Raw genomic sequence first — 20,724 nt, forward strand, 5'->3', positions numbered from 1 at the left:
GACCGGCCCCGCAGTTCCGGTCCCGAGCCCGCCCGTCCGATCCTCGCCCGGTCAGGCCATCGGCAGGTAGACGCGCCCGCCAGCGGCCACGAACTCGTCGGACTTGTCCTTCATGCCACGGGCGGCGTACTCCTTGAGGTCCTGGGTGATCTTCATGGAGCAGAACTTCGGCCCGCACATCGAGCAGAAGTGCGCTGTCTTCGCCGGTTCGGCGGGCAGCGTGGCGTCGTGGTACGACCGCGCGGTCTCCGGGTCGAGCGAGAGGTTGAACTGGTCTTCCCACCGGAACTCGAACCGCGCCTTGGAGAGCGCGTCGTCCCAGGCCTGCGCGCCGGGATGCCCCTTGGCCAGGTCCGCCGCGTGCGCCGCGATCTTGTACGCGATCACGCCCGCCTTCACGTCGTCCCGATCCGGCAGCCCCAGGTGCTCCTTCGGGGTGACGTAGCAGAGCATCGCGGTGCCGAACATACCGATCATGGCGGCACCGATGGCCGAGGTGATGTGGTCGTACGCGGGCGCGATGTCGGTGGTCAGCGGGCCGAGCGTGTAGAAGGGCGCCTCGTGGCACCACTCCTGTTGCAGGTCCACGTTCTCCTTGATCTTGTGCATCGGCACGTGACCCGGGCCCTCGATCATGACCTGCACGTCGTACTCCCAGGCGACCTTGGTCAGCTCGCCCAGCGTGCGCAGCTCGGCGAACTGTGCCTCGTCGTTGGCGTCCGCGATCGACCCCGGCCGCAGCCCGTCGCCGAGCGAGAAGGTCACGTCGTAGCGGGCCAGGATCTCGCACAGTTCCCGGAAGTTGGTGTAGAGGAAGTTCTCCTCGTGGTGCGCCAGACACCAGGCCGCCATGATCGACCCACCACGCGACACGATGCCGGTGACCCGGTCCACCGCCAGCGGCACGTACGGCAGCAGCACCCCGGCATGCACCGTCATGTAGTCCACGCCCTGCTCGGCCTGCTCGATCACGGTCTCCCGGAAGACCTCCCAGCTCAGCTTGACCGGATCACCACCGACCTTCTCCAACGCCTGGTAGATCGGCACCGTGCCGATCGGCACCGGCGAGTTACGCACGATCGCCTCGCGGGTCTCGTGGATCCGTTTGCCGGTGGACAGGTCCATCACCGTGTCCGCGCCCCATCGGGTCGCCCAGGTCAGCTTCTCCACCTCCTCGGCCACCGACGAACTCACCGCCGAGGTGCCGATGTTGGCGTTGACCTTGACCAGGAACGCCTTGCCGATGATGGCCGGCTCGCACTCCGGGTGATTGACGTTGAGCGGCAATACCGCCCGCCCGGCCGCGATCTCGTCCCGGACGAACTCCGGCGACATGCCCTCCCGGATCGCCACGAACTCCATCTCGGGGGTGACGATCCCGGCCCGCGCGTACGCGAGCTGCGTCGGCCGCTTTCCGTCCGCTCCCGCCAACGGCGTGCCGGGTCCGCGTACCGGGGCCACGTCACCCCGCTCGGCGATCCACGGCCCGCGCAGCGCGGGTAGCCCGACCTGCGGATCGGAGCCCGGACCGGAGGTGTCGTACAGCCGCACGGGCGCGTTGTCGCCGGTCAGCTCCACCTCTGCGAACGGCACCCGGATCTCCGGCCGCGATCCCTCGACGTACACCTTGCGTCGTACCTGCATGACAGCCTCCCAGCTCAGGCGGACCAGCCGAAGTGGTCCAACGGACCACGTCCCGCGCCCAACTCCCAGTTCCGCGCGCCGGTCAGCGCGCGGGTCACGTACTCCTTGGCCACGGCAACCGCCACCGGCACCGAATCGCCCATCGCCAACCGCACCGCGGTGGCCGCCGAGAACGAGCACCCGGTCCCGTGGCTGTGTCGGGTCGGCACCCGGGGAGCACGCAGCACCGTCGTGCCGTCCGGGCCGTGCAGCACGTCCACCGCCTCGCCTCCGGTGTCCACGTCACCACCGGTCACGATCACCCACTCCGGCCCGCCGGACACCAGGGCCCGGGCGGCTGTCGTCATCTCCGCCAGATCCGTCACCGCAGCGCCGGTGAGCGCCGCGGCCTCCGCGCTGTTCGGGGTCGCCACCCGGGCGTACGGCAGCAGCCGCTCCACCGCCGCGACCACACCGAGCCGGTGCCCGCTGGTGGCGACCAGCACCGGATCGACGACGAGCTGCGGCAGTCGCCCGGCGGCCGCCGCGTCGGCGATCGCGGCGGCCACCGCCGGCGTACCGAGCATCCCGGTCTTGACCGCCCGCACCGCGAAGTCGGACAGCACACTGTCGAGTTGCTCGGTGACGGTCTGCGGGGGCAGCGGCAGGACGGCGTCCACGCCTCGGGTGTTCTGCGCGGTCACCGCGGTGAGCACGCTCGTGCCGTAGGCACCGAGCGCGGCGAAGACCTTCAGGTCGGCCTGGATGCCGGCGCCGCCGCCGGAGTCCGAACCGGCCACGGTGAGCACGGTCGTGGGGGTCATGTGTCTTCCTCGGTCGTTGCGGTTGAGGGCGGCGTCATCCCGGCCGGGAGATGCCGGCTTCGCGGCTTCTGGCTGACCGCCTCGTGGAAGGCGGTGGTCAGGGTGGTGGCGATCTGTTCCGGGTCGGGGGAACGCATGACGGCGCCGAGGACGGCGACACCGACAGCGCCTGCCTGCACGCAGGCACGGACCTGGGCCGGGGTTTCGATGCCGCCGAGTGCCAGTGCCGGTAGCGGGCTCAGCCGGATCAGCCTGGCCAGTCCCACGGGTCGCAGGGGTGGGCCGTAGCCGGGCTTGGATCTGGTGGGAAAGACCGGGGAGAGCGTGACGTAGTCCTCTGTGGTCAGTCGGCTCAGTTCCCCCTCGTCGTGGCACGATCGGCCGACCAGGTCGACCTCCGGCGGCGGGTACGGGTCGGCGGCCGACAGGTGGAGGGCCAGCAGCGGTCGGCCCGCAGCCGGTACGGCGAGCAGCGGGTCGGGACCAGCGACGATCAGGTTGCCGCCGGCTTCGGCCAGGATCGGCCGCAACTCGTCGGCGAGCGCCCGACGTTCCTCGCGCAGCAGGTCCTTCTCGCGCAGCACCACCCACCGCACTCCCCCGGCCACCGCCCCCGCCACCACGCCGGCCAGATCGCCCCGCGCCGCCCGCCGATCGGTCAACAGCACGACCCCGCCGGGAATCTTGGTGCGTGACGGCCCCTGGAGGGGCACTTCCGTCCCAAGATCGACTGTTTGGCGGGTCATAGCTCCGGGCGGCCTTCGTCGGGGGTGGAGGCCAGGGCGTGGAAACGGCGGGCGATGCGACCGGCGGAGGCCGCGAGGCGGCCGGCGGTCACCGCGTGGCGCATGGCGGCGGCCATCGCCACCGGGTCCGCAGCCCGGGTCACCGCGCTGGCCAGCAACACCGCGTCGCAGCCCAACTCCATGGCCAGTGCCGCGTCGGAAGCGGTACCGATCCCGGCGTCCAGGATGACCGGCACCTCGACGCTCTGCCGGATCAGCCGGATGTGGTGCGGGTTGGACACCCCGAGCCCCGACCCGATCGGTGATCCCGCCGGCATCACCGCCGCGCAGCCAACATCCGCGAGCCGGCGGGCCAGGATCGGATCATCCGAGGTGTACGGCAGCACGGTGAAGCCGTCGGCGACGAGTTCCTCGGCGGCACGCAGCAGTTCCACCCCGTCGGGCAGCAGCGTCCGCTCGTCGCCGATCACCTCCAACTTGACCCAGTCGGTGTCGAACGCGTCGCGGGCCAGGTGCGCCACCTTGACCGCCTCCCCGGCCGTGTAGCAGCCGGCCGTGTTCGGCAGCAGCCGGACCCCGCACCGATCGAGCAGGTCCAGCAGGCCGCCCGAGCCGCCGGGCACGGTGTCCACCCGACGCAGGGCCAGGGTGACCATCTCGGTGCCGGACGCCCGGATCGCCTGTTCGAGCACGTGCAGGTTCGCCGCGCCACCGGTACCGAGGATCAGCCGCGACCCGAACCGGGTACCGCCGATCTCGAAGCCGTCGGAGTCCATCATGTTCACCCGCCCTGCGCGGCGCTGAGCACCTCGACCCGGTCGCCACCGCGCAGCACCGTCGCCGGCCAGCCGGTACGCGGCACCACCTCGCCGTTCACCGCCACCGCCACACCACGCTGCTGCGGCGTGACCTGCCGGACCAGTTCGGCGACCGTGGCACCGTCCGGCACGTCCCGCCCGACACCGTTCACCGTCAACTCCACCTGTCGTCCTCCTCGATGTCCGGAGCGAACCGGTCGGCCCGGAACGGGGTGAGCAGCGGGTCGTCCGCCCCCTCCCCGGTGATCAGGCCGGTGATCAGATCCGCGGTGACCGGGGTGAGTACGATCCCGTGCCGGTGGTGACCGGTGGCCGCCAGCACGTCCGGTCGGCCGGGCAGCGGCCCGAGGATCGGCGCGTTGTCCGGCGTACCCGGGCGCAGTCCGGCGACCGTCTCCACCAGGTCGTACTCGGCCAGCTCGGGCATCAGGTCGACGGCGGCACGCAGCAGCCGCAGCACCGCACCGGCGGATACCGCCACATCGGAGCGTTCCTCGACGGTGGCACCGACCACCACCTCACCGCACTCGCGCGGCACCAGGTAGACGTGCTCGCCGTCGGCGTACCCCCGGATGACGTGCCGGAAGCCCGGCGGACCGCCATCGGGGGTGCGCAGCCGCAGCACCTGGCCCTTCACCGGGCGGACCGGCAGCCCGGTCAGGGCGGCGGCACCGCAACCGGCGGCGACCACGGTCACCCCGCCGGTCAGCTCGGACACCTGCCCGACCGGTTCGGCGACCAGCACCGCGCCGGCCCGCTCGGCGGCGAGCCGAAGGGCCGGCACCAGCCGACGCGGGTCTACCTGGTGGTCGGTGGCGGCGAGCGCGCCGCCGCGGACCCGCGGGGCCAGCGCCGGTTCACACTCGCGCAGCTGGGAGGGGCGCAGCGGCGTGACCGGCAGCCCCAACCCCTGCTGGTACGCCCACAGCCGCCGCGCCTCGGCCAGATCGTCGGCGGTGAGCCCGACCATGAGCGTGCCCTCGGTCCGGTACCCGATGTCGAGGCCGCTGGCCTCGGTCAGCTCGGCGGCGAAGGTCGGCCAGCGCCGAGCGGACTCGGTGAGCAGCCCGGTCAGCTCGTGTTCGCCGAAGTACGCCTCGGCCACCGGCGCCAGCATCCCGGCGGCGACGTGCGAGGCACCCGAACCCGGGGCCGGGTCGTGCACCACGACGGGCAGCCCGCGAGCCGCGCACCGCCAAGCGATCGCCAACCCGATCGGTCCCGCCCCCACCACCGTCACCTGCGGTGCAAGGAAGGGCCCCTTGTTAACGCCTCCGGTATAGGAAGGGCCCCCCCTTAACACGTCAGCGCCCCGATCAGCTCGGCTGCGGCGTGGGCGGGGTCGGCGGCTCCGGAGAGCGCGCCGACCACCGCCACCCCGTACACGCCGGCGGACCGCAACCCAGGCACGTCCTCCGCCGTCACTCCCCCGATGGCGATCACCGGCACGGTGACCGCTTCGACCACCGCCTGGACGCCCGCCACGCCGATCGCCGGCGGCAGCCCGTCCTTCGTGGTGGTGGCGTGGCAGGGGCCCACGCCCAGATAGCTCGCTCCGGCAGCGACAGCTTCGGCGGCCGACACCGGTTCGCGCGCGGTGGCGCCCAGTACCGCCGTCCGGCCGAGCACCTGCCGCGCCGCCGCCACCGGCAGGTCGTCGGCGCCGACGTGCCCGCCGGCCGCACCCGTCGCCAGCGCCACATGCAACCGGTCGTTGACCAGGCAGGTGACGCCGTACGGCCGGCAGAGAGCCATCACCCGCCGGGTCAGCTCGTACGCCTCGCGGTCGGTCGCGTCGTCCTCGACCCGGACCTGGACGACCAGCTCGGGGTACGCCACCGGCAGGACGGCCGCGAGCACGGCGAGCGGATCCCGTCCGGGTCGGGTGTCGGTGACCAGATGCAGTCGTCCCAGGGACGGCACGGCAACACTCCTCCCTGCGCCGGCATTACCCGGATCAGGTTCGACGGTCGGGGGCTCGCAGCCCCCCTCTCAGCCCGGTACACCGGGCTCCCGTGGGTTCGTTGGGTGTCACCGTACGTGGTTTCGTCTGCTCCGCCAACCCCCGTCCTGCCCCACGAGCCGGGCCGGCGGCAGCCGCGTCAATCCGACTCGCTGAGATTCTGCGACCGAAAAACAGCCCGATATGCAGCGACTCATGCCAATTCCATAAGCCCTCGTTACCAATCCGTTACTTCAATGAGTCTTGCCCGACACCGATCGACGAACACAAATTGAGTGATCGGCTCAGTTCCTCGGCAGCCAGACCCTCACCGTCAGGTACGAGCGCTCGGACCGAACCGGAGTAGCCACCGCCGCCCGCTCCGACCCGTCCCACACGGAAAGAGGAGACTTTCGTGCCCCGAACCCGCCGTCGACGAGCAACGCTCGGCCCACTGACCGTGGCGCTACTCGCCCTCGTACTCGTGCTGGCCGGTGCGCCGGCTCCGATCACCGGCCCCGCAGCCGCCCAGGCCGCGGGCCGTACCGCTGCTGCCGCCGCCGACCCGTACTCCGTCCTGGTGTTCTCCAAGACCGCCGGGTTCCGCCACGACTCGATCCCGGCCGGCATCCGGGCGATCCAACAACTCGGCACCGCGAACAACTTCACCGTCGTCACCACAGAGGACGGCGGTGCCTTCACCGACGCCAACCTGGCCCGGTTCAAGGCGGTCATCTGGTTGTCGACCACCGGTGACGTGCTCAACGCCACTCAGCAGTCGGCCTTCGAGCGCTACATCCGCGCCGGTGGCGGATACGTCGGGGTGCACGCCGCCTCCGACACCGAGTACGACTGGGCCTGGTACGGCCAACTGGTCGGCGCCTACTTCAACAGCCACCCGGCGAACCAGACGGCGACCGTGAAGGTCGAGGACTACTCGCACGAGTCGACCCGGCACCTGCCGGAACGGTGGTCCCGTTACGACGAGTGGTACAACTTCCGCACCAACCCCCGCTCCCGCCAGGTACAGGTGCTGGCGTCGCTCGACGAGCGCAGCTACAGCCCCGGTAGCGGGGCGATGGGGCAGGACCACCCGATCGCCTGGTGCCAGAGCTACGACGGTGGCCGGTCCTGGTACACCGGCGGTGGGCACACCCAGGAGTCCTTCTCCGACGCGGCCTTCCTGCAACACCTGCTCGGTGGCATCCAGACCGCGGCCGGGGTGGTGCACTCCGACTGCGGTGCGGGCCGGGCCGCCAGCTTCGAAAAGGTGACGCTGGACAGCAACACCAGCAACCCGATGGAGTTGGACATCGCCGAAGACGGGCGGGTCTTCTACATCGAGCGCGACGGCCGCGTCCAGATCATCAAGCCGGACACCGGCCAGACCGTCACCGCACTGCGGCTGAGCGTCTTCGCCGGCAACGAGGACGGCCTGCTCGGCATTCGACTCGACCCCAACTTCGCCAGCAACGGATGGGTCTGGCTCTACTACGCCCCGAGCGCGGGCGGCTCCCGCAACTACCTGTCCCGGTTCACCGTCACCGGTGACACGATCAGCCCGTCGAGCGAACGGGTCGTCCTGGAGGTGCCCACGCAGCGCAACACCTGCTGCCACATGGGCGGGACGATGACCTTCGACTCGGCCGGCAACCTCTACCTGGCCACCGGGGACAACACCAACCCCTTCGAATCCAGTGGCTACAGCCCGCTGGACGAGCGTTCCGGGCGGGCGGACTACGACGCGCAGCGCACCGCCGGCAACACCAACGACCTGCGTGGCAAGGTGCTCCGGATCCGGCCGCAGGCCGACGGGACGTACACCATCCCGAGCGGGAACCTCTTCGCCCCGGGCACCGCGCGGACCAGGCCGGAGATCTACGCGATGGGTCTGCGCAACCCGTTCCGGATCGGCATCGACCCGGTGACCAACGTGCTCTACGTCGCCGACTACGGCCCGGACGCCACCACCACCAACGCGAACCGGGGCCCGGAGGGCCTGGTGGAGTGGAACATCGTCGACCGGCCCGGCAACTTCGGCTGGCCGTACTGCCACGGCAACAACCAGGCCTACAACGACTACCAGTTCCCGTCCGGCCCGAGCGGGGCGAAGTTCAACTGCTCCGCGCTGGTGAACAACTCCCCCAACAACACCGGCCTGACCAACCTGCCGGCGGCCATCCCGGCCACGGTCGACTACGGCTACGGCGGCAACAGCCGCTTCCCGGAGATCGGCGGCGGCGGAGCGCCCATGGCCGGCCCCGTCTACCGGTTCGACCCGACCATCTCGTCCCGCCGCCAGTGGCCGGCGTACTTCGACGGCAAGTCGATCTTCGGCGAGTGGAACCAGTCGCGGATGTACACCATGCAGGTCAGCAAGGACGGCAAGACGCTCGTCGACATCAACCGGATCCTCGACCAGATGACCTTCGTCCGGCCGATGGACATGGAGTTCGGCCCCGACGGCGCGTTGTACCTGATCGAGTGGGGCAGCGGCTTCGGCGGCAACAACGACAACTCCGGGGTCTACCGGATCGACTACACCGCCGGTGCCCGCGCCCCGATCGCGGTCGCCTCGGCGAACCCGACCTCGGGAGCGCCACCGCTGGCGGTGAGCTTCTCCAGCGCCGGTTCCCGTGACCCGGACGGCGGGACGCTGACCTACGCCTGGACGTTCGGTGACGGTGGCACCTCCACCCAGGCCAACCCGACCCACACGTACACCCGGTCCGGCAGCTACACCGCGCAGCTTCGGGTCACCAACCAGGCGGGGCGGACCGCGGTGGCGAACGTGCCGATCACCGTCGGCAACACGGCACCGACCGTCACCATCGAGTTCCCGCCGGACGGCGGTTTCTTCGCCTGGGGTGACCAGGTCGCCTACACCATCAGCGTCACCGACCCGGAGGACGGCACGATCGACTGCGACGACGTCGAACTCCAGGTTCTGCTCGGTCACGACGAGCACGCCCACCCGCTGGAGCGGCACACCGGCTGCACCGGCACGGTGCAGACCCAACTCGCCGACGGCCACGGAGCGGACGCCAACGTCTTCACCGTGCTGGAGGCGACCTACACCGACAAGGGCGGATCCGACGGGGCCGAGCCGCAGACCGGCCGGGCACTGAAGATCCTCCAGCCCAAGCGCAAGGAGGCCGAGTACTTCTCGGCCACCGGCCGGGTGGCGGGTGCCACCGGCGGCGGCACCGCCGGGGTCGAGAAGGAGACCACCGGTGACACCGCCGGCGGCGGGCAGAACATCGGCTGGATCGAGGACGGCGACTGGTGGTCGGTCAGCCCGGCCAGCCTGACCGGCGTCACGTCGATCCAGTTCCGGGTCGCCTCGGCCACCTCCGGCGGCCGGATCGAGGTACGCGCCGGCGCCGCGGACGGGCCACTGATCACCACCGCCACCGTGGCCGGCACCGGGGGGTGGCAGACGTACGCCGACGTCACCGCGCAGATTCCCAACGGCGCCTCCTCGGAGGGCGGGCTGCACTTCGTCGCCCGGGACCCCAACCGCGGCACCGGAACCCTGTTCAACGTCAACTGGATGAACTTCGTCGGCCCCGGGGTGAGCGGCAACGCCCCACCGACGGTCACCGCCACGGGCACCCCGACCAGCGGGACCGCACCACTGGCCGTGACCTTCACCGGTACGGCGACCGACCCGGACGGGGACACCCCGCTGACGTACGCCTGGGACTTCGGCGACGGTGGGACGGCGACCGCGCTCAACGCCACCCACACGTACACCACGCCGGGCAACTACACCGCCACCCTGACGGTCACCGACAGCCGGGGCGCACGGGCGCAGGCCACGGTGCCGATCCGGGTCGACGGGACCGGGGGCAACGATCCCTGCCAGGTGGAGCAGGGGCCACAACGGTCCGACGAGTTCACCGGCACCTCGCTGGATCGTCAGCGGTGGAGCGGCGTGGTGCGGGACAACCAGTCGCTCTCGGTCTCCGGGGGTGCGCTACGCCTGCCCACCGCGGCGGGTGACCTGTACGGCACCCGCAACGACGCGACCAACCTGGTGCTCCAGCCCGCGCCCAGCGGGGCCTGGCAGGCGACCACCCGGGTCACCGTCGCGGCCCGGGCCGACTACCAGCAGGCCGGCCTGCTCCTCTACGGCAACGACGACAACTACGCCAAGCTGGACCTGGTCTACGGCGGCAACCGCAAGGTGGAGTTCATCCGGGAAACCTCCGGGACGCCGCGCAACGAAAGCGCGGACTCCACGGCCGCTCCCACCGGTGACACCATCCATCTGCGACTGACCAGCGACGGGACGAACCTGACCGCGGCCTACTCGACCGACGGGCAGACCTTCACCCCGGTCGGCCGGTCCGCCGCCCTGGCCGGGATCACCAACCCGCGGATCGGGCTGTTCGCCCTCAACGGCGGCACCACCGCGCCGGTGGTGAACGCCGAGTTCGACTGGTTCCGGATCACCCCGGAGGCCACCACCGGCACGAGCACCGCACCCTCGGACGAGTTCACCGGCAGCAGCCTGGAGAAGTGCCGGTGGAACGCCATCGTGCGGGAGGACGCGACCCGGTACCGGGTCACCGACGGCGCGCTGCGCATCGACGTGCCGAACGGTGACATCTACGGCACCGGCAACACCGGGCCGACCAACTTCATCCTGCAGAACAGCCCGGCCGGGAACTGGACGATCCAGACCCGGGTCGACGGCAGCCTGTTCAACGAGCAGTACCAGCAGGCCGGTCTGCTGGTGTACGCCGACGACGACAACTACCTGAAGTTCGACTACGTCACGGACAACACGGCAGGTCAGGCGGTTTCGCGGCGGATCGAGTTCCGCAGCGAGGTCGGCGGGGTGGTGCAGAGCACCCAACCGCAGGCGACCGGCCTGACGCAGGGGATCTGGCACCTGCGGCTGGCGCGCAGCGGTAGCACCTTCACCGCCGCGTACTCGGCCGACGGCACGAGTTGGACGAGCCTGGGCTCGTTGACGAGCACCGCGGTCGGTACGACTCCGAAGGTGGGCCTGTTCACCCTCGGCGCCAACCAGACCGCCTCGAAGACGGCGGCGTTCGACTACTTCCGGCTCACGCCCGGGTAGCCGACAGCTACAGCCGGCCCGTACCTCCATGCGGAGGTGCGGGCCGGCACCCGTGTTGGAGATGCAGCGTTTAGGACGAGCTGGGTAGGAATGTCACGCGCAGTTACCGAAACGTTATCCATCGAAGTGTTGCCATAAACCGTTTCAGTGGGGCTAATTTGTTCAGCGAATCGACATAATGCTGGAACGGGCACCACGGCGAGGTGTCCGGTCCGGCTCCACCTGGGACGGTCTTCGGCGAACCGGCCCCCGCGACCCCGTCCAGTAAGGACAGAGGAGACCGGAGTGTCCCGACCACCCCGTGCCCGCGTACCCATCACCGCCACACTTCTCACCCTCGGCCTCGCCGCGACCGGCCTCGTCGGCGTTCCTGCCGCACAGGCCGCACCGAGCACCAAGGCCGTCGCGCAGAGCTCACCCGTCAAGCAGACCGCGCCGGCCGCAGCACCGCAGGCCGCAGCCGACGACTTCTCGGTCCTGGTCTTCTCCAAGACGGCCGGCTTCCGGCACGACTCGATCCCGACCGGCATCACCGCGATCCAGCAGCTCGGTGCCACCAACGGTTTCACCGTCGACACCACCGAGGACGGCGCCGCCTTCACCGATGCGAACCTGGCCCGCTACCGGGCGGTGATCTGGCTCTCCACCACCGGTGACGTGCTCAACGCCGAGCAGCAGGAGGCCTTCGAGCGCTACATCCAGGCCGGCGGTGGCTACGCCGGCATCCACGCCGCCTCCGACACCGAGTACAGCTGGCCCTGGTACGGCGAGTTGGTGGGGGCGTACTTCGCCAACCACCCGGCCAACCAGACGGCCACCGTCAAGGTGGAGGACCCGGCTCACGAGTCCACCGCCCATCTGCCGGAGCGCTGGTCCCGGTACGACGAGTGGTACAACTACCGCACCAACCCGCGCGGCAAGGTGCACGTGCTGGCCACCCTCGACGAGCGCAGCTACTCCCCCGGCACGGGCGCAATGGGTCACGATCACCCGATCGCCTGGTGCCGGGACTACGACGGCGGTCGGACCTGGTACACCGGCGGCGGACACACCCGCGAGTCGTTCGCCGAGCCGGAGTTCCTCCAGCATCTGCTGGGTGGCATCCGGACCGCGGCTGGGGTCAGCGGCGCCGACTGCCGCGCCTCGCTGACGTCGAGCTTCGAGAAGGTGACGCTGGACAGCAACACCAGCAACCCGATGGAGCTGGACATCGCCGGAGACGGACGGGTCTTCTACATCGAGCGCGACGGCCGGGTCCAGATCATCAAGCCGGACACCGGTAACACCGTGACCGCCATCGACCTCGACGTCTTCACCGGCAACGAGGACGGCCTGATCGGCATCCGGCTCGACCCGAACTTCGCCACCAACAACTGGGTGTATCTCTACTACGCCCCGAACGACGGTGTCGCGCGTAACCTGCTGTCCCGGTTCACGGTCACCGGCGACTCGATCGACCCAGCCAGCGAGAAGCAGGTGCTGCGGGTCGACACGCAGCGCAACACCTGCTGCCACGCGGGCGGGACGATGGTCTTCGACTCGGACGGCAACCTGTACCTGGCCACCGGCGACAACACCAACCCGTTCTCCTCCGACGCGTACACCCCGATCGACGAGCGGCCCGGCCGCGCCGACTACGACGCGCAGCGTACCTCCGGCAACACCAACGACCTGCGCGGCAAGGTGATCCGGATCCACCCGGAGGACGACGGGACGTACACCGTCCCGGAGGGCAACCTCTTCCCGCCGGGCACCGAGAAGACCCGTCCCGAGATCTACGCGATGGGCTTCCGTAACCCGTTCCGGATCGGTATCGACCTCGCCACGAACGTGCTCTACGTGGCCGACTACGGACCGGACGCGAACTCCGCCAACCCGAACCGGGGCCCGGAGGGCCTGGTCGAGTGGAACATCGTCGACCGGCCCGGCAACTTCGGCTGGCCGTACTGCCACGGCGCGAACAAGGCGTACAACGACTACCAGTTCCCGTCCGGGCCGAGCGGTGCCAAGTTCGACTGCGCGAACCTGGTCAACGACTCGCCCAACAACACCGGCCTGACCAACCTGCCGCCGGCCATCTCGGCCACCGTCGACTACGGCTACGCCGCCAACCCGCTGTTCCCGGAGATCGGTGGCGGCGGCGCGCCGATGGGCGGTCCGGTCTACCGGTACGACGCCGACCTCAACTCCGACCGCAAGTGGCCGGCGTACTTCGACGGCAAGGCGCTGCTCGGTGAGTGGAACCAGTCGCGGATGTACACCATGCAGGTCACCTCGGACGGCAAGTCCCTGGTGGACATCAACCGCCTGCTGGACGGGATGAGCTTCATCCGGCCGATGGACTTCGAGTTCGGCCCCGACGGCGCGCTGTACATGATCGAGTGGGGCAGCGGCTTCGGCGGCAACAACGACAACTCCGGGGTCTACCGGATCGACTACATCGCCGGTGACCGGGCCCCGATCGCCATGGCCAGCGCCGACCCGACCTCCGGGCCGGCACCGCTGACCGTCAGCTTCTCCAGCGCCGGATCGCGTGACCCGGACGGTGGCGCGCTGACCTACGCCTGGACGTTCGGTGACGGCAACAGCTCCGACGAGGCCAACCCCACCCACACGTACGCCTCGGCGGGCAACTACAACGCCCAGCTCACCGTGACGAACCCCAAGGGGCGTACGGCGGTGGCGAACGTGCCGGTCACGGTCGGCAACACCGTACCGACGGTCACCATCGAGTTCCCGCCGGACGGCGGCTTCTTCGACTGGGGTGACCAGGTCAAGTACACCATCAAGGTGACCGACCCGGAGGACGGCGAGATCGACTGCGCCGACGTGGAACTCCAGGTGCTGCTCGGTCACGACGAGCACGCCCACCCGCTGGAGCAGCACACCGGCTGCGAGGGTGTGGTGCAGACCCAGCTCGCCGCCGGGCACGGCGCCGAGGCGAACGTGTTCACCGTGCTGGAGGCGACCTACACCGACAAGGGCGGCTCCGGTGGCGCCAGCCCGCTCACCGGCCGGGCCCTGCAGATCCTCCAGCCCAAGCGCAAGCAGGCCGAGTACTACGCCAACACCGGCCGGCTGGCCGACAGCACCGGCGGCGGCGACCCGGGAGTGGGCCAGGAGGCCACCGGGGACACCGCGGGCGGTGGTGACAACATCGGTTGGATCGAGGACGGCGACTGGTGGTCGGTCGAGCCGGCGAGCCTGACCGGCATCGAGTCGATCCGGTTCCGGGTGGCCTCGGCCAACTCGGGCGGTCGGCTTGAGGTCCGTGCCGGCGCCGCCGACGGTCCGCTGGTCACCTCGGTCGTCGTACCGGGCACCGGGGACTGGCAGGCGTACACCGACGTCACGGCTGAGGTTCCCGCCGACGCCGACTCGAACGGCACGCTGTTCTTCGTCGCCCGCGACCCGGCCGGCGGCACGGCGAGCCTGTTCAACGTCAACTGGATCGACTTCCTCGGCAAGGGCGTCACCGACAACGCGCCGCCGGTCGTCACCGCCACCGCCACGCCGACCACCGGCACCGCGCCGCTCACCGTCGCGTTCAGCGGTACGGCCACCGACCCCGAGGGCGACACCCCGCTGACGTACGAGTGGGACTTCGGTGACGGTGGTACGGCCGACACGCTCAACGCCGAGCACACCTACGCCGCGCCCGGCAACTTCACCGCCACCCTGACGGTGACCGACAGCCGGGGTGCCCGGTCGTACGCCACCGTGCCGGTCCGGATCGAGTCGCCGAACACCTCCTGCCTCGGGGCGCGTTCGGACGACTTCACCGGCGACACGCTCAACCGTGACCGGTGGACCAGCGTGGTCCGGGAAAACCAACTCCTGTCCGTCTCCGACGGCGCGCTGCGCCTGCCCACCGGGGTCGGTGACCTCTACGGCGACCGCAACGACGCCACCAACCTGGTGCTCCAGCCGGCACCGTCGGGTGCCTGGCAGGCGACCACGAAGGTCACTGTCCCGGTGACGGCCACCTACCAGCAGGCCGGTCTGATCGTCTACGGCGACGACGACAACTACGCCAAGGTCGACCTGCTCTACAACGGCAGCCGGCGGGTGGAGTTCCTCCGGGAGACTGCCGGCACGCCGCGCAACGACAGTGCCGACAACGTCGCCGCACCGGAGGGTGACACCGTCTACCTGCGGATCAGCAGCGACGGCACCAACCTGACCGCGGAGATGTCGGCCGATGGGCAGACCTTCAGCCCGGTCGGGCGGTCCGCCGCGCTGGCCGGCATCGAGAACCCGCGGATCGGCCTGTTCGCCCTCAACGGCGGCACGGACGCTCCCGTGGTGGATGCCCTGTTCGACTGGTTCCAGGTGACGCCGGACTCCCCGGCCGGGCCGGTCGACCCGTCCGACGAGTTCGACGGCATCTCGCTGGACAAGTGCCGGTGGAACGCGATCCTGCGGGAGGACCCGAGCGCCTACCGGGTCAGCGGCGGGAAGCTGTACGTCGACGTGCCCAACGGTGACATCTACGGCACCAACAACACCGATCCGACGAACTTCATCCTGCAGAACGCCCCGACCGGCGACTGGACGATGGAGACCAAGATCGACGGCAGTCTGCTGGACGAGCAGTACCAGCAGGCGGGTCTGATCGTGTACGGCGACGACGACAACTACCTCAAGTTCGACTTCGTGGTGGACAACCAGGCCGGTCAGCCGGTGACGCGGCGGATCGAGTTCCGCAGCGAGATCGACGGGGTGATCCAGAACCCGCAGCCGGGTGCGGAGAACCTGACCTCGTCCGAGTGGTACCTGCGGGTGTCCCGCGCCGGTGACACCTTCACCGCGTCGTACTCGGCGGACGGCACCACCTGGACGGCGTTGACCGAACTGGTCAACGCGGCCGTGGGGGCGACCCCGAAGGTGGGCGTGTTCACCCTCAGCGGCAACCAGACCGCCTCGAAGGTGGCGTCGTTCGACTACTTCCGGTTCTCCGCGGAGGAGGTGCCGAGCGACACCGTGGCTCCGGTGACCACCGCCGAGGTGTCCGGTACGCCGGTCGAGGGCTGGCACACCGGTCCGGTGACCGTCACGCTGTCCGCCACCGATTCCGACGGCGGCAGCGGGGTGGCCCGCACCGAGTACCAGCTCGGCGACGGCAGCACCTGGACCATCTACACCGACCCGGTGCAGGTGACCGGGGACGGCGAGCACGAGCTGCGGTTCCGCTCCGTCGACGAGGCCGGCAACGTGGAGGAGACGAAGACGGTCACCGTCCGGATCGACACCACCGCGCCGGTCAGCACCGCGTCGTTCGCCCCGGCGAACGACGAGGGCTGGCACAACGGCACCATCCCGGTGGTGCTCACCTCGACCGACGCAGGTTCCGGGGTGCAGCTGCTGGAGTGGTCGCTCGACGGCGGTGCCTGGACGCCGTACACCGAGCCGGTGGAGATCAGCGGTGACGGCACCCACGAGCTGCTGTACCGGGCCACCGACAAGGTCGGCAACGCCGAGACGTTGAAGTCCGCGGTGGTACGCATCGACGGCACCAAGCCGACCCTGCTGGTCTCCGGCATCGCCGACGGCCAGCTCTACGGTGACAGCCAGGACGTACGTGTGTCCTGGCAGGCGGTCGACCCGACCTCCGGCATCGCCACCGTGGTCGGCACGCTCAACGGCCGGCCGTACGCCAGCGGCACGTTGCAGGCGATGTACGAGCTGCCGTTGGGCCTGCACGAGCTGACCGTGACCGCGACCGACAAGGCGGGCAACGCCACCACCGCATCGGTCCGGTTCTTCGTCACCACCTCGTTCCGGGACATGCAATTCCTGCTGGACCGGTTCAAGGCGACGGGACGCCTGTCGAACAAGGCGCACGATCAGTTGTCCAAGCAGCTCGAGAAGGTCCGCAAGGAGGAGGCGAAGGGCAACGACGAGAAGGCGATCAAGGAGCTGGTCAAGTTCCGTGACCTGGCCCGTGACGCCAAGCTCATCGCCGAGGCCGAGATCCGGGAGGTGCTGATCCGGGACGCCGACGCGATGATCGTCCGGCTCGGCGGCACGGCCAGCACGGCAGGCGTCAAGGCCAACGACGGCAAGTCCGTCAAGGGCGCTGGACGCCTCGGTGGTGACCCCACCCGGCTCGCACCCGGCCGTCGCCTGTGATCCAGGGGTCCCGTCCGGCATCGACCGGGCGGGGCCCCGCTCTCGGCGTCACGGCCGACCGTAGGCAACATCAGCCCGAAGCGGCCCGGCACGCAGCGCGCGTGCCGGGTCGCTCCGGCTACCGGGCCGTCGACGCCGGACGACCCGGACCGAGTCCGACTACCGGCGGTCGAGTACCTCGCGCAGCGCCTTGAGATCGGCATCGGTGGGCTGCCACGATCCGGCCGCCGCATTGGCGCGTACCTGCTCGGGCGTGGTCGCCCCGGCAATGACCGAGGTCACCGACGGTTGGGCGGCCAGCCCGCCGATGGCCACGTGCAACATGGGTACGCCACGCTCGGCGGCGTACGCCTCAATGGCCTCGATGGTGTCCCAGTCGGCGGCGGCGAGCCGTTGGGCGTACCGGCCGCCACCTGCCAGCCGGCTACCGGCCGGCGGCGCCTCGCCACGCTTGTACTTGCCGGTGAGCAGCCCGTTCGCCAGCGGGAAGAACGGCAGCATGCCGAGCCCGAAGCGTTCGCAGGCGGGCAGCACCTCGATCTCCACGTCCCGGTTGAGCAGGCTGTAATGGTTCTGTGCGCTGACGAACCGGCTGAACCCGCGGGTCTTGGCCGTCCAGTCGGCGTCGGCGATCTGCCAGCCAGCGAAGTTGGAGTTGCCCAGGTAGCGCACCTTGCCGGCGCGGACCAGGTCGTCCAGGGCGGCCAGCGTCTCGTCGATCGGGGTGCCCGGATCGGGCTCGTGGAACTGGTACAGGTCGATGTAGTCGGTGTCCAGTCGGCGCAGCGATGCCTCCACCGCCCGGATCACGTACCGCCGCGAGCCGCGTACGCCGAAGTCCCGCCCGTTGGCGCCGCTCATCGACATGCCGAACTTGGTCGCCAGCACCACGTCGTCCCGGCGTCCCTTGAGGGCCGCACCGAGTTGTGCCTCCGACGCGCCGTGCGGCTCACCGTAGATGTCGGCGGTGTCGAAGAAGTTGATCCCGACGTCGAGGGCCGCCTCGACCACCGCGTGGGTGTCGTCGAGGTCGAGTTTGCGGCCGAAGTTGTTGCAGCCGATGCCCACAACGGACACCACGAGCCCGGAGTCGCCCAGCCGGCGATAGGTCATCTCAGTCACGAGATCAACCATATGCCGCACCGGGGACGGCGGGGCGGTCAGTGACCCAAGGCCACCGCTGGTCAGGCCACGTCCCACACCGGCTCGTCGGTCTCCACCACCTCGCCGTCGCCACGGAACAGCAGGAAGCGGTCGAAGGTCCGGGTGAACCAGCGATCGTGGGTCACCGCGACCACCGTGCCGGCGAAGGCGGCCAGCCCGGCTTCCAGCGCCTCGGCCGAGGCCAGGTCGAGGTTGTCCGTCGGCTCGTCGAGCAGCAGCAGGGTCGCCCCAGACAGTTCCAGCAGCAGCACCAGGAAGCGCGCCTGCTGTCCACCGGAGAGGGTGCCGAAGCGCTGGTCGCCCTGACCGGCCAGCTCGTACCGGCTGAGCGCCGCCATCGCCGCATGCCGGTCCATGCCGTCGCGATGCTCATCGCCTCGCCAGAGGATCTCGACCAGGGTCTTCGCCATCAGCTCCGGGCGGTCGTGGGTCTGCGAGAAGTGCCCGGGACGGACCCGGGCGCCGAGCCGCGCGACGCCGTCGTGCGCCACCGACGCGAGCGCCGCCGCGCCGTCCACCGGGCCGTTGGCCGGGTCGGGGTCCGTACCGCCGCGCGCCAGCAGCCGCAGGAAATGCGACTTGCCGGTGCCGTTGGCACCGAGCACCGCGACCCGGTCGCCGTACCAGACCTCCAGGTCGAACGGATAGGTCAGGCCGTCGAGCTCCAGGTGTTCGCAGATCAACGCGCGCTTGCCGGTGCGCCCGCCGGTCAGCCGCATCCGGATGTCCTGGTCCTTCGGCGGTACGGGCGGCGGCCCGGCCTCCTCGAACTTACGCAACTTGGTCTGCGCCGACTGGTAGCGCGAGGCCATGTCGGAGTTGTACGCGGCCTTCTGCTTGTACATCAGCATCTGCTCGCGCAGCTTCTGGTGCTCCTCGTCCCACCGCTTGCGGAGCTCGTCGAGGCGGGCGTGCCGAGCCACCCGAGCCTCGTGCCAGCTCGCGAAGCCACCCGGGTGCACCCAAGCGCTGCCACCTTCCACGGCGACCACCCGGTCGGCGGTGTGCGCCAGCAACTCCCGATCGTGCGAGACGTAGAGCACCGACTTGCCGGACTCGCGCAGCCGCGCCTCCAGCCAACGTTTGCCGGGCACGTCGAGGAAGTTGTCCGGCTCGTCGAGCAGCAGCACCTCGTCGGTACCGCGCAGCAGCAACTCCAGCGCGAACCGCTTCTGCTGACCGCCGGAGAGGGTGCGTACCGGTCGCTGCCGCGCGGTGTCCCAGGGCAGGTCGAGGACGATGGTGGCGACGGTGTCGAAGAGGACCTCGGCGTCGTACCCGCCGGTCTCGCCCCAGGCGGCCAGCGCGTCCGCGTACGCCAGTTGGGCCTTGCCTGCGGCGCTGCTGTACTTGCCGCGCAGCTCGGCCGCGCGCATGGCCGCCTCGGTCTCGGCGAGCCGGCGACCGGCCTCGCGCAGCGGTGGCGGAGCCAGCGACAACGCCAGGTCGGCCAGTGTCGAATCGTCCCCGATCATGCCGATGAACTGGCGCATCACGCCCAGCCCACCGGTACGCGCGATGGTGCCGGTACGCACCGGCAGGTCACCGGCGACCATTCGCAGCAACGTCGTCTTGCCGGCGCCGTTGGGCCCGACCAGTGCCACCTTGGCGCCCTCACCGACCCGGAACGACACGTCGGCGAAGAGTTCCCGCCCGTCCGGCAGGACGTACCCGACCGCTGCCACGTCCACGTATCCCACGCGGGCATCCTCCCGGACCCCGACCGACCGGCCAACTGATTACCGGCGCCGGCCACTCACCGCGTGACGCGAAGCACCCGGAAGCCCTTCTGGCTGGCGTGCCGTTCGACCTGCCAGCCCTGCTCGACCAGCCAGCGATGCAACGAGTCACCGCCGAGGTGGCGACCCACCACCAGCCAGGCCACCCCGTCCGGGGTCAACCGGGGCAGCCAGTGCCGCAGCAGCGCGTGCAGTTCGTCCTTGCCTGGCCGGATGGGCGGGTTGGACCAGATCTGGGCGAAGGCCAGGTCGGCGGGTACCTCCTCGGGGGCCGCCACCCGCAACCGGTCGGCAAGACCGAGGCGGTCCGCGTTGGCGGCGGTGAGTTCCCGGGCCCGCTCGTTGACGTCCACCGCCCACACCGTCGCCGTCGGCGCGACGGTCGCGAGCACGCAGCTGATCGGCCCGAAGCCACAGCCGAGGTCGAGCAGGGCACCCTCGGCCCCGGCCGGGGGCAGCTCGGCCTTGCGCAGCAGCACGGCGGTGCCGGGGTCGAGGCGGGTCGCCGAGAACACCCCGGCCGCCGAGGCCAGAGTGAAGTCGCGGCCGGCGACGGTGAACTGCACCTCGCGCGGCTGGGCGGAGGCGGTCGGTGCGGCGGTGAAGTAGTGGTCCCCGGTCACGCCGGCCATTCTCGCACCGGC

General features: G+C 70.4%; 12 protein-coding genes and 1 riboswitch. Of the genes, 2 read left to right on the forward strand and 10 right to left on the reverse strand.

Going from position 1 to position 20,724, the window contains the following annotated elements; translation table 11 throughout:
* Window positions 1-51: 51 nt before the first annotated feature.
* From thiC to thiE, 7 genes are all read right to left on the reverse strand, one after another.
* Window positions 52-1,644, reverse strand: coding sequence for a phosphomethylpyrimidine synthase ThiC (gene thiC / locus AB0M35_RS09265; RefSeq protein ID WP_363743421.1), 1,593 nt, complete (start codon window positions 1,642-1,644; stop codon window positions 52-54).
* A gap of 14 nt (window positions 1,645-1,658) precedes the next feature.
* Window positions 1,659-2,447, reverse strand: coding sequence for a bifunctional hydroxymethylpyrimidine kinase/phosphomethylpyrimidine kinase (thiD, locus tag AB0M35_RS09270; protein ID WP_363743424.1), 789 nt, complete (start codon window positions 2,445-2,447; stop codon window positions 1,659-1,661).
* On the reverse strand, window positions 2,444-3,115 hold the full coding sequence (locus AB0M35_RS09275) for a thiamine phosphate synthase (protein ID WP_363743427.1): 672 nt from the start codon (window positions 3,113-3,115) through the stop codon (window positions 2,444-2,446). Before AB0M35_RS09275 ends, thiD begins: the two co-directional genes overlap by 4 nt.
* A 74-nt stretch (window positions 3,116-3,189) precedes the next feature.
* Window positions 3,190-3,969: a thiazole synthase gene (locus AB0M35_RS09280; protein ID WP_363743819.1), complete on the reverse strand. Its 780-nt coding sequence runs from the start codon at window positions 3,967-3,969 to the stop codon at window positions 3,190-3,192.
* A 5-nt stretch (window positions 3,970-3,974) separates the two neighbouring features.
* The gene (gene thiS, locus AB0M35_RS09285) at window positions 3,975-4,175 is read right to left on the reverse strand and encodes a sulfur carrier protein ThiS (protein WP_363743429.1); all 201 of its coding nucleotides are present in this window, start codon (window positions 4,173-4,175) and stop codon (window positions 3,975-3,977) included.
* Window positions 4,166-5,251, reverse strand: a complete 1,086-nt coding sequence (gene thiO / locus AB0M35_RS09290) for a glycine oxidase ThiO (protein ID WP_363743432.1) — start codon at window positions 5,249-5,251, stop codon at window positions 4,166-4,168. The genes thiS and thiO overlap by 10 nt, the downstream gene beginning before the upstream one ends.
* A gap of 56 nt (window positions 5,252-5,307) precedes the next feature.
* Window positions 5,308-5,934 carry a thiamine phosphate synthase gene (gene thiE, locus AB0M35_RS09295; protein ID WP_363743434.1) on the reverse strand — a complete coding sequence of 209 codons (627 nt, stop codon included), beginning with the start codon at window positions 5,932-5,934 and terminating at the stop codon, window positions 5,308-5,310.
* Window positions 5,929-6,038: riboswitch (TPP riboswitch) on the reverse strand. Its footprint overlaps the gene before it by 6 nt.
* A gap of 330 nt (window positions 6,039-6,368) precedes the next feature.
* Here thiE and AB0M35_RS09300 point away from each other — a divergent pair.
* Together AB0M35_RS09300 and AB0M35_RS09305 are read left to right on the forward strand one after the other, a co-directional pair.
* Window positions 6,369-11,045, forward strand: a complete 4,677-nt coding sequence (locus AB0M35_RS09300; RefSeq protein WP_363743436.1) for a ThuA domain-containing protein — start codon at window positions 6,369-6,371, stop codon at window positions 11,043-11,045.
* A 285-nt stretch (window positions 11,046-11,330) separates the two neighbouring features.
* Window positions 11,331-17,177: a ThuA domain-containing protein gene (locus AB0M35_RS09305; RefSeq protein WP_363743439.1), complete on the forward strand. Its 5,847-nt coding sequence runs from the start codon at window positions 11,331-11,333 to the stop codon at window positions 17,175-17,177.
* Window positions 17,178-17,336: 159 nt separating this feature from the next.
* On the opposite strand, the gene AB0M35_RS09310 is transcribed toward AB0M35_RS09305, so the two are convergent.
* The 3 genes from AB0M35_RS09310 to AB0M35_RS09320 all read right to left on the reverse strand — a co-directional run bounded on the left by AB0M35_RS09310 (window position 17,337) and on the right by AB0M35_RS09320 (window position 20,703).
* Entirely contained in the window at window positions 17,337-18,290 is a 954-nt protein-coding gene (locus AB0M35_RS09310) for an aldo/keto reductase (protein WP_363743821.1), read from the reverse strand.
* A 71-nt stretch (window positions 18,291-18,361) separates the two neighbouring features.
* Window positions 18,362-20,041 (reverse strand): ATP-binding cassette domain-containing protein, encoded by a 1,680-nt coding sequence (locus AB0M35_RS09315; RefSeq protein WP_363743442.1) that lies wholly within the window; start codon window positions 20,039-20,041, stop codon window positions 18,362-18,364.
* Window positions 20,042-20,097: 56 nt separating this feature from the next.
* Window positions 20,098-20,703 carry a methyltransferase gene (locus AB0M35_RS09320; RefSeq protein WP_363743445.1) on the reverse strand — a complete coding sequence of 202 codons (606 nt, stop codon included), beginning with the start codon at window positions 20,701-20,703 and terminating at the stop codon, window positions 20,098-20,100.
* Between the last annotated feature and the right edge of the window lie 21 nt (window positions 20,704-20,724).

The sequence above is a fragment of the Micromonospora sp. NPDC051196 genome (assembly GCF_040682415.1).
Lineage (GTDB): Bacteria > Actinomycetota > Actinomycetes > Mycobacteriales > Micromonosporaceae > Micromonospora.

What these genes read in the sequence shown, in the direction of transcription:
- AB0M35_RS09310 (WP_363743821.1), bottom strand. Translation starts at nt 18,290, where the DNA reads ATGACCTATCGCCGGCTGGGCGACTCCGGGCTCGTGGTGTCCGTTGTG.
- thiC (WP_363743421.1), bottom strand. Translation starts at nt 1,644, where the DNA reads ATGCAGGTACGACGCAAGGTGTACGTCGAGGGATCGCGGCCGGAGATC.
- thiD (WP_363743424.1), bottom strand. Translation starts at nt 2,447, where the DNA reads ATGACCCCCACGACCGTGCTCACCGTGGCCGGTTCGGACTCCGGCGGC.
- AB0M35_RS09280 (WP_363743819.1), bottom strand. Translation starts at nt 3,969, where the DNA reads ATGGACTCCGACGGCTTCGAGATCGGCGGTACCCGGTTCGGGTCGCGG.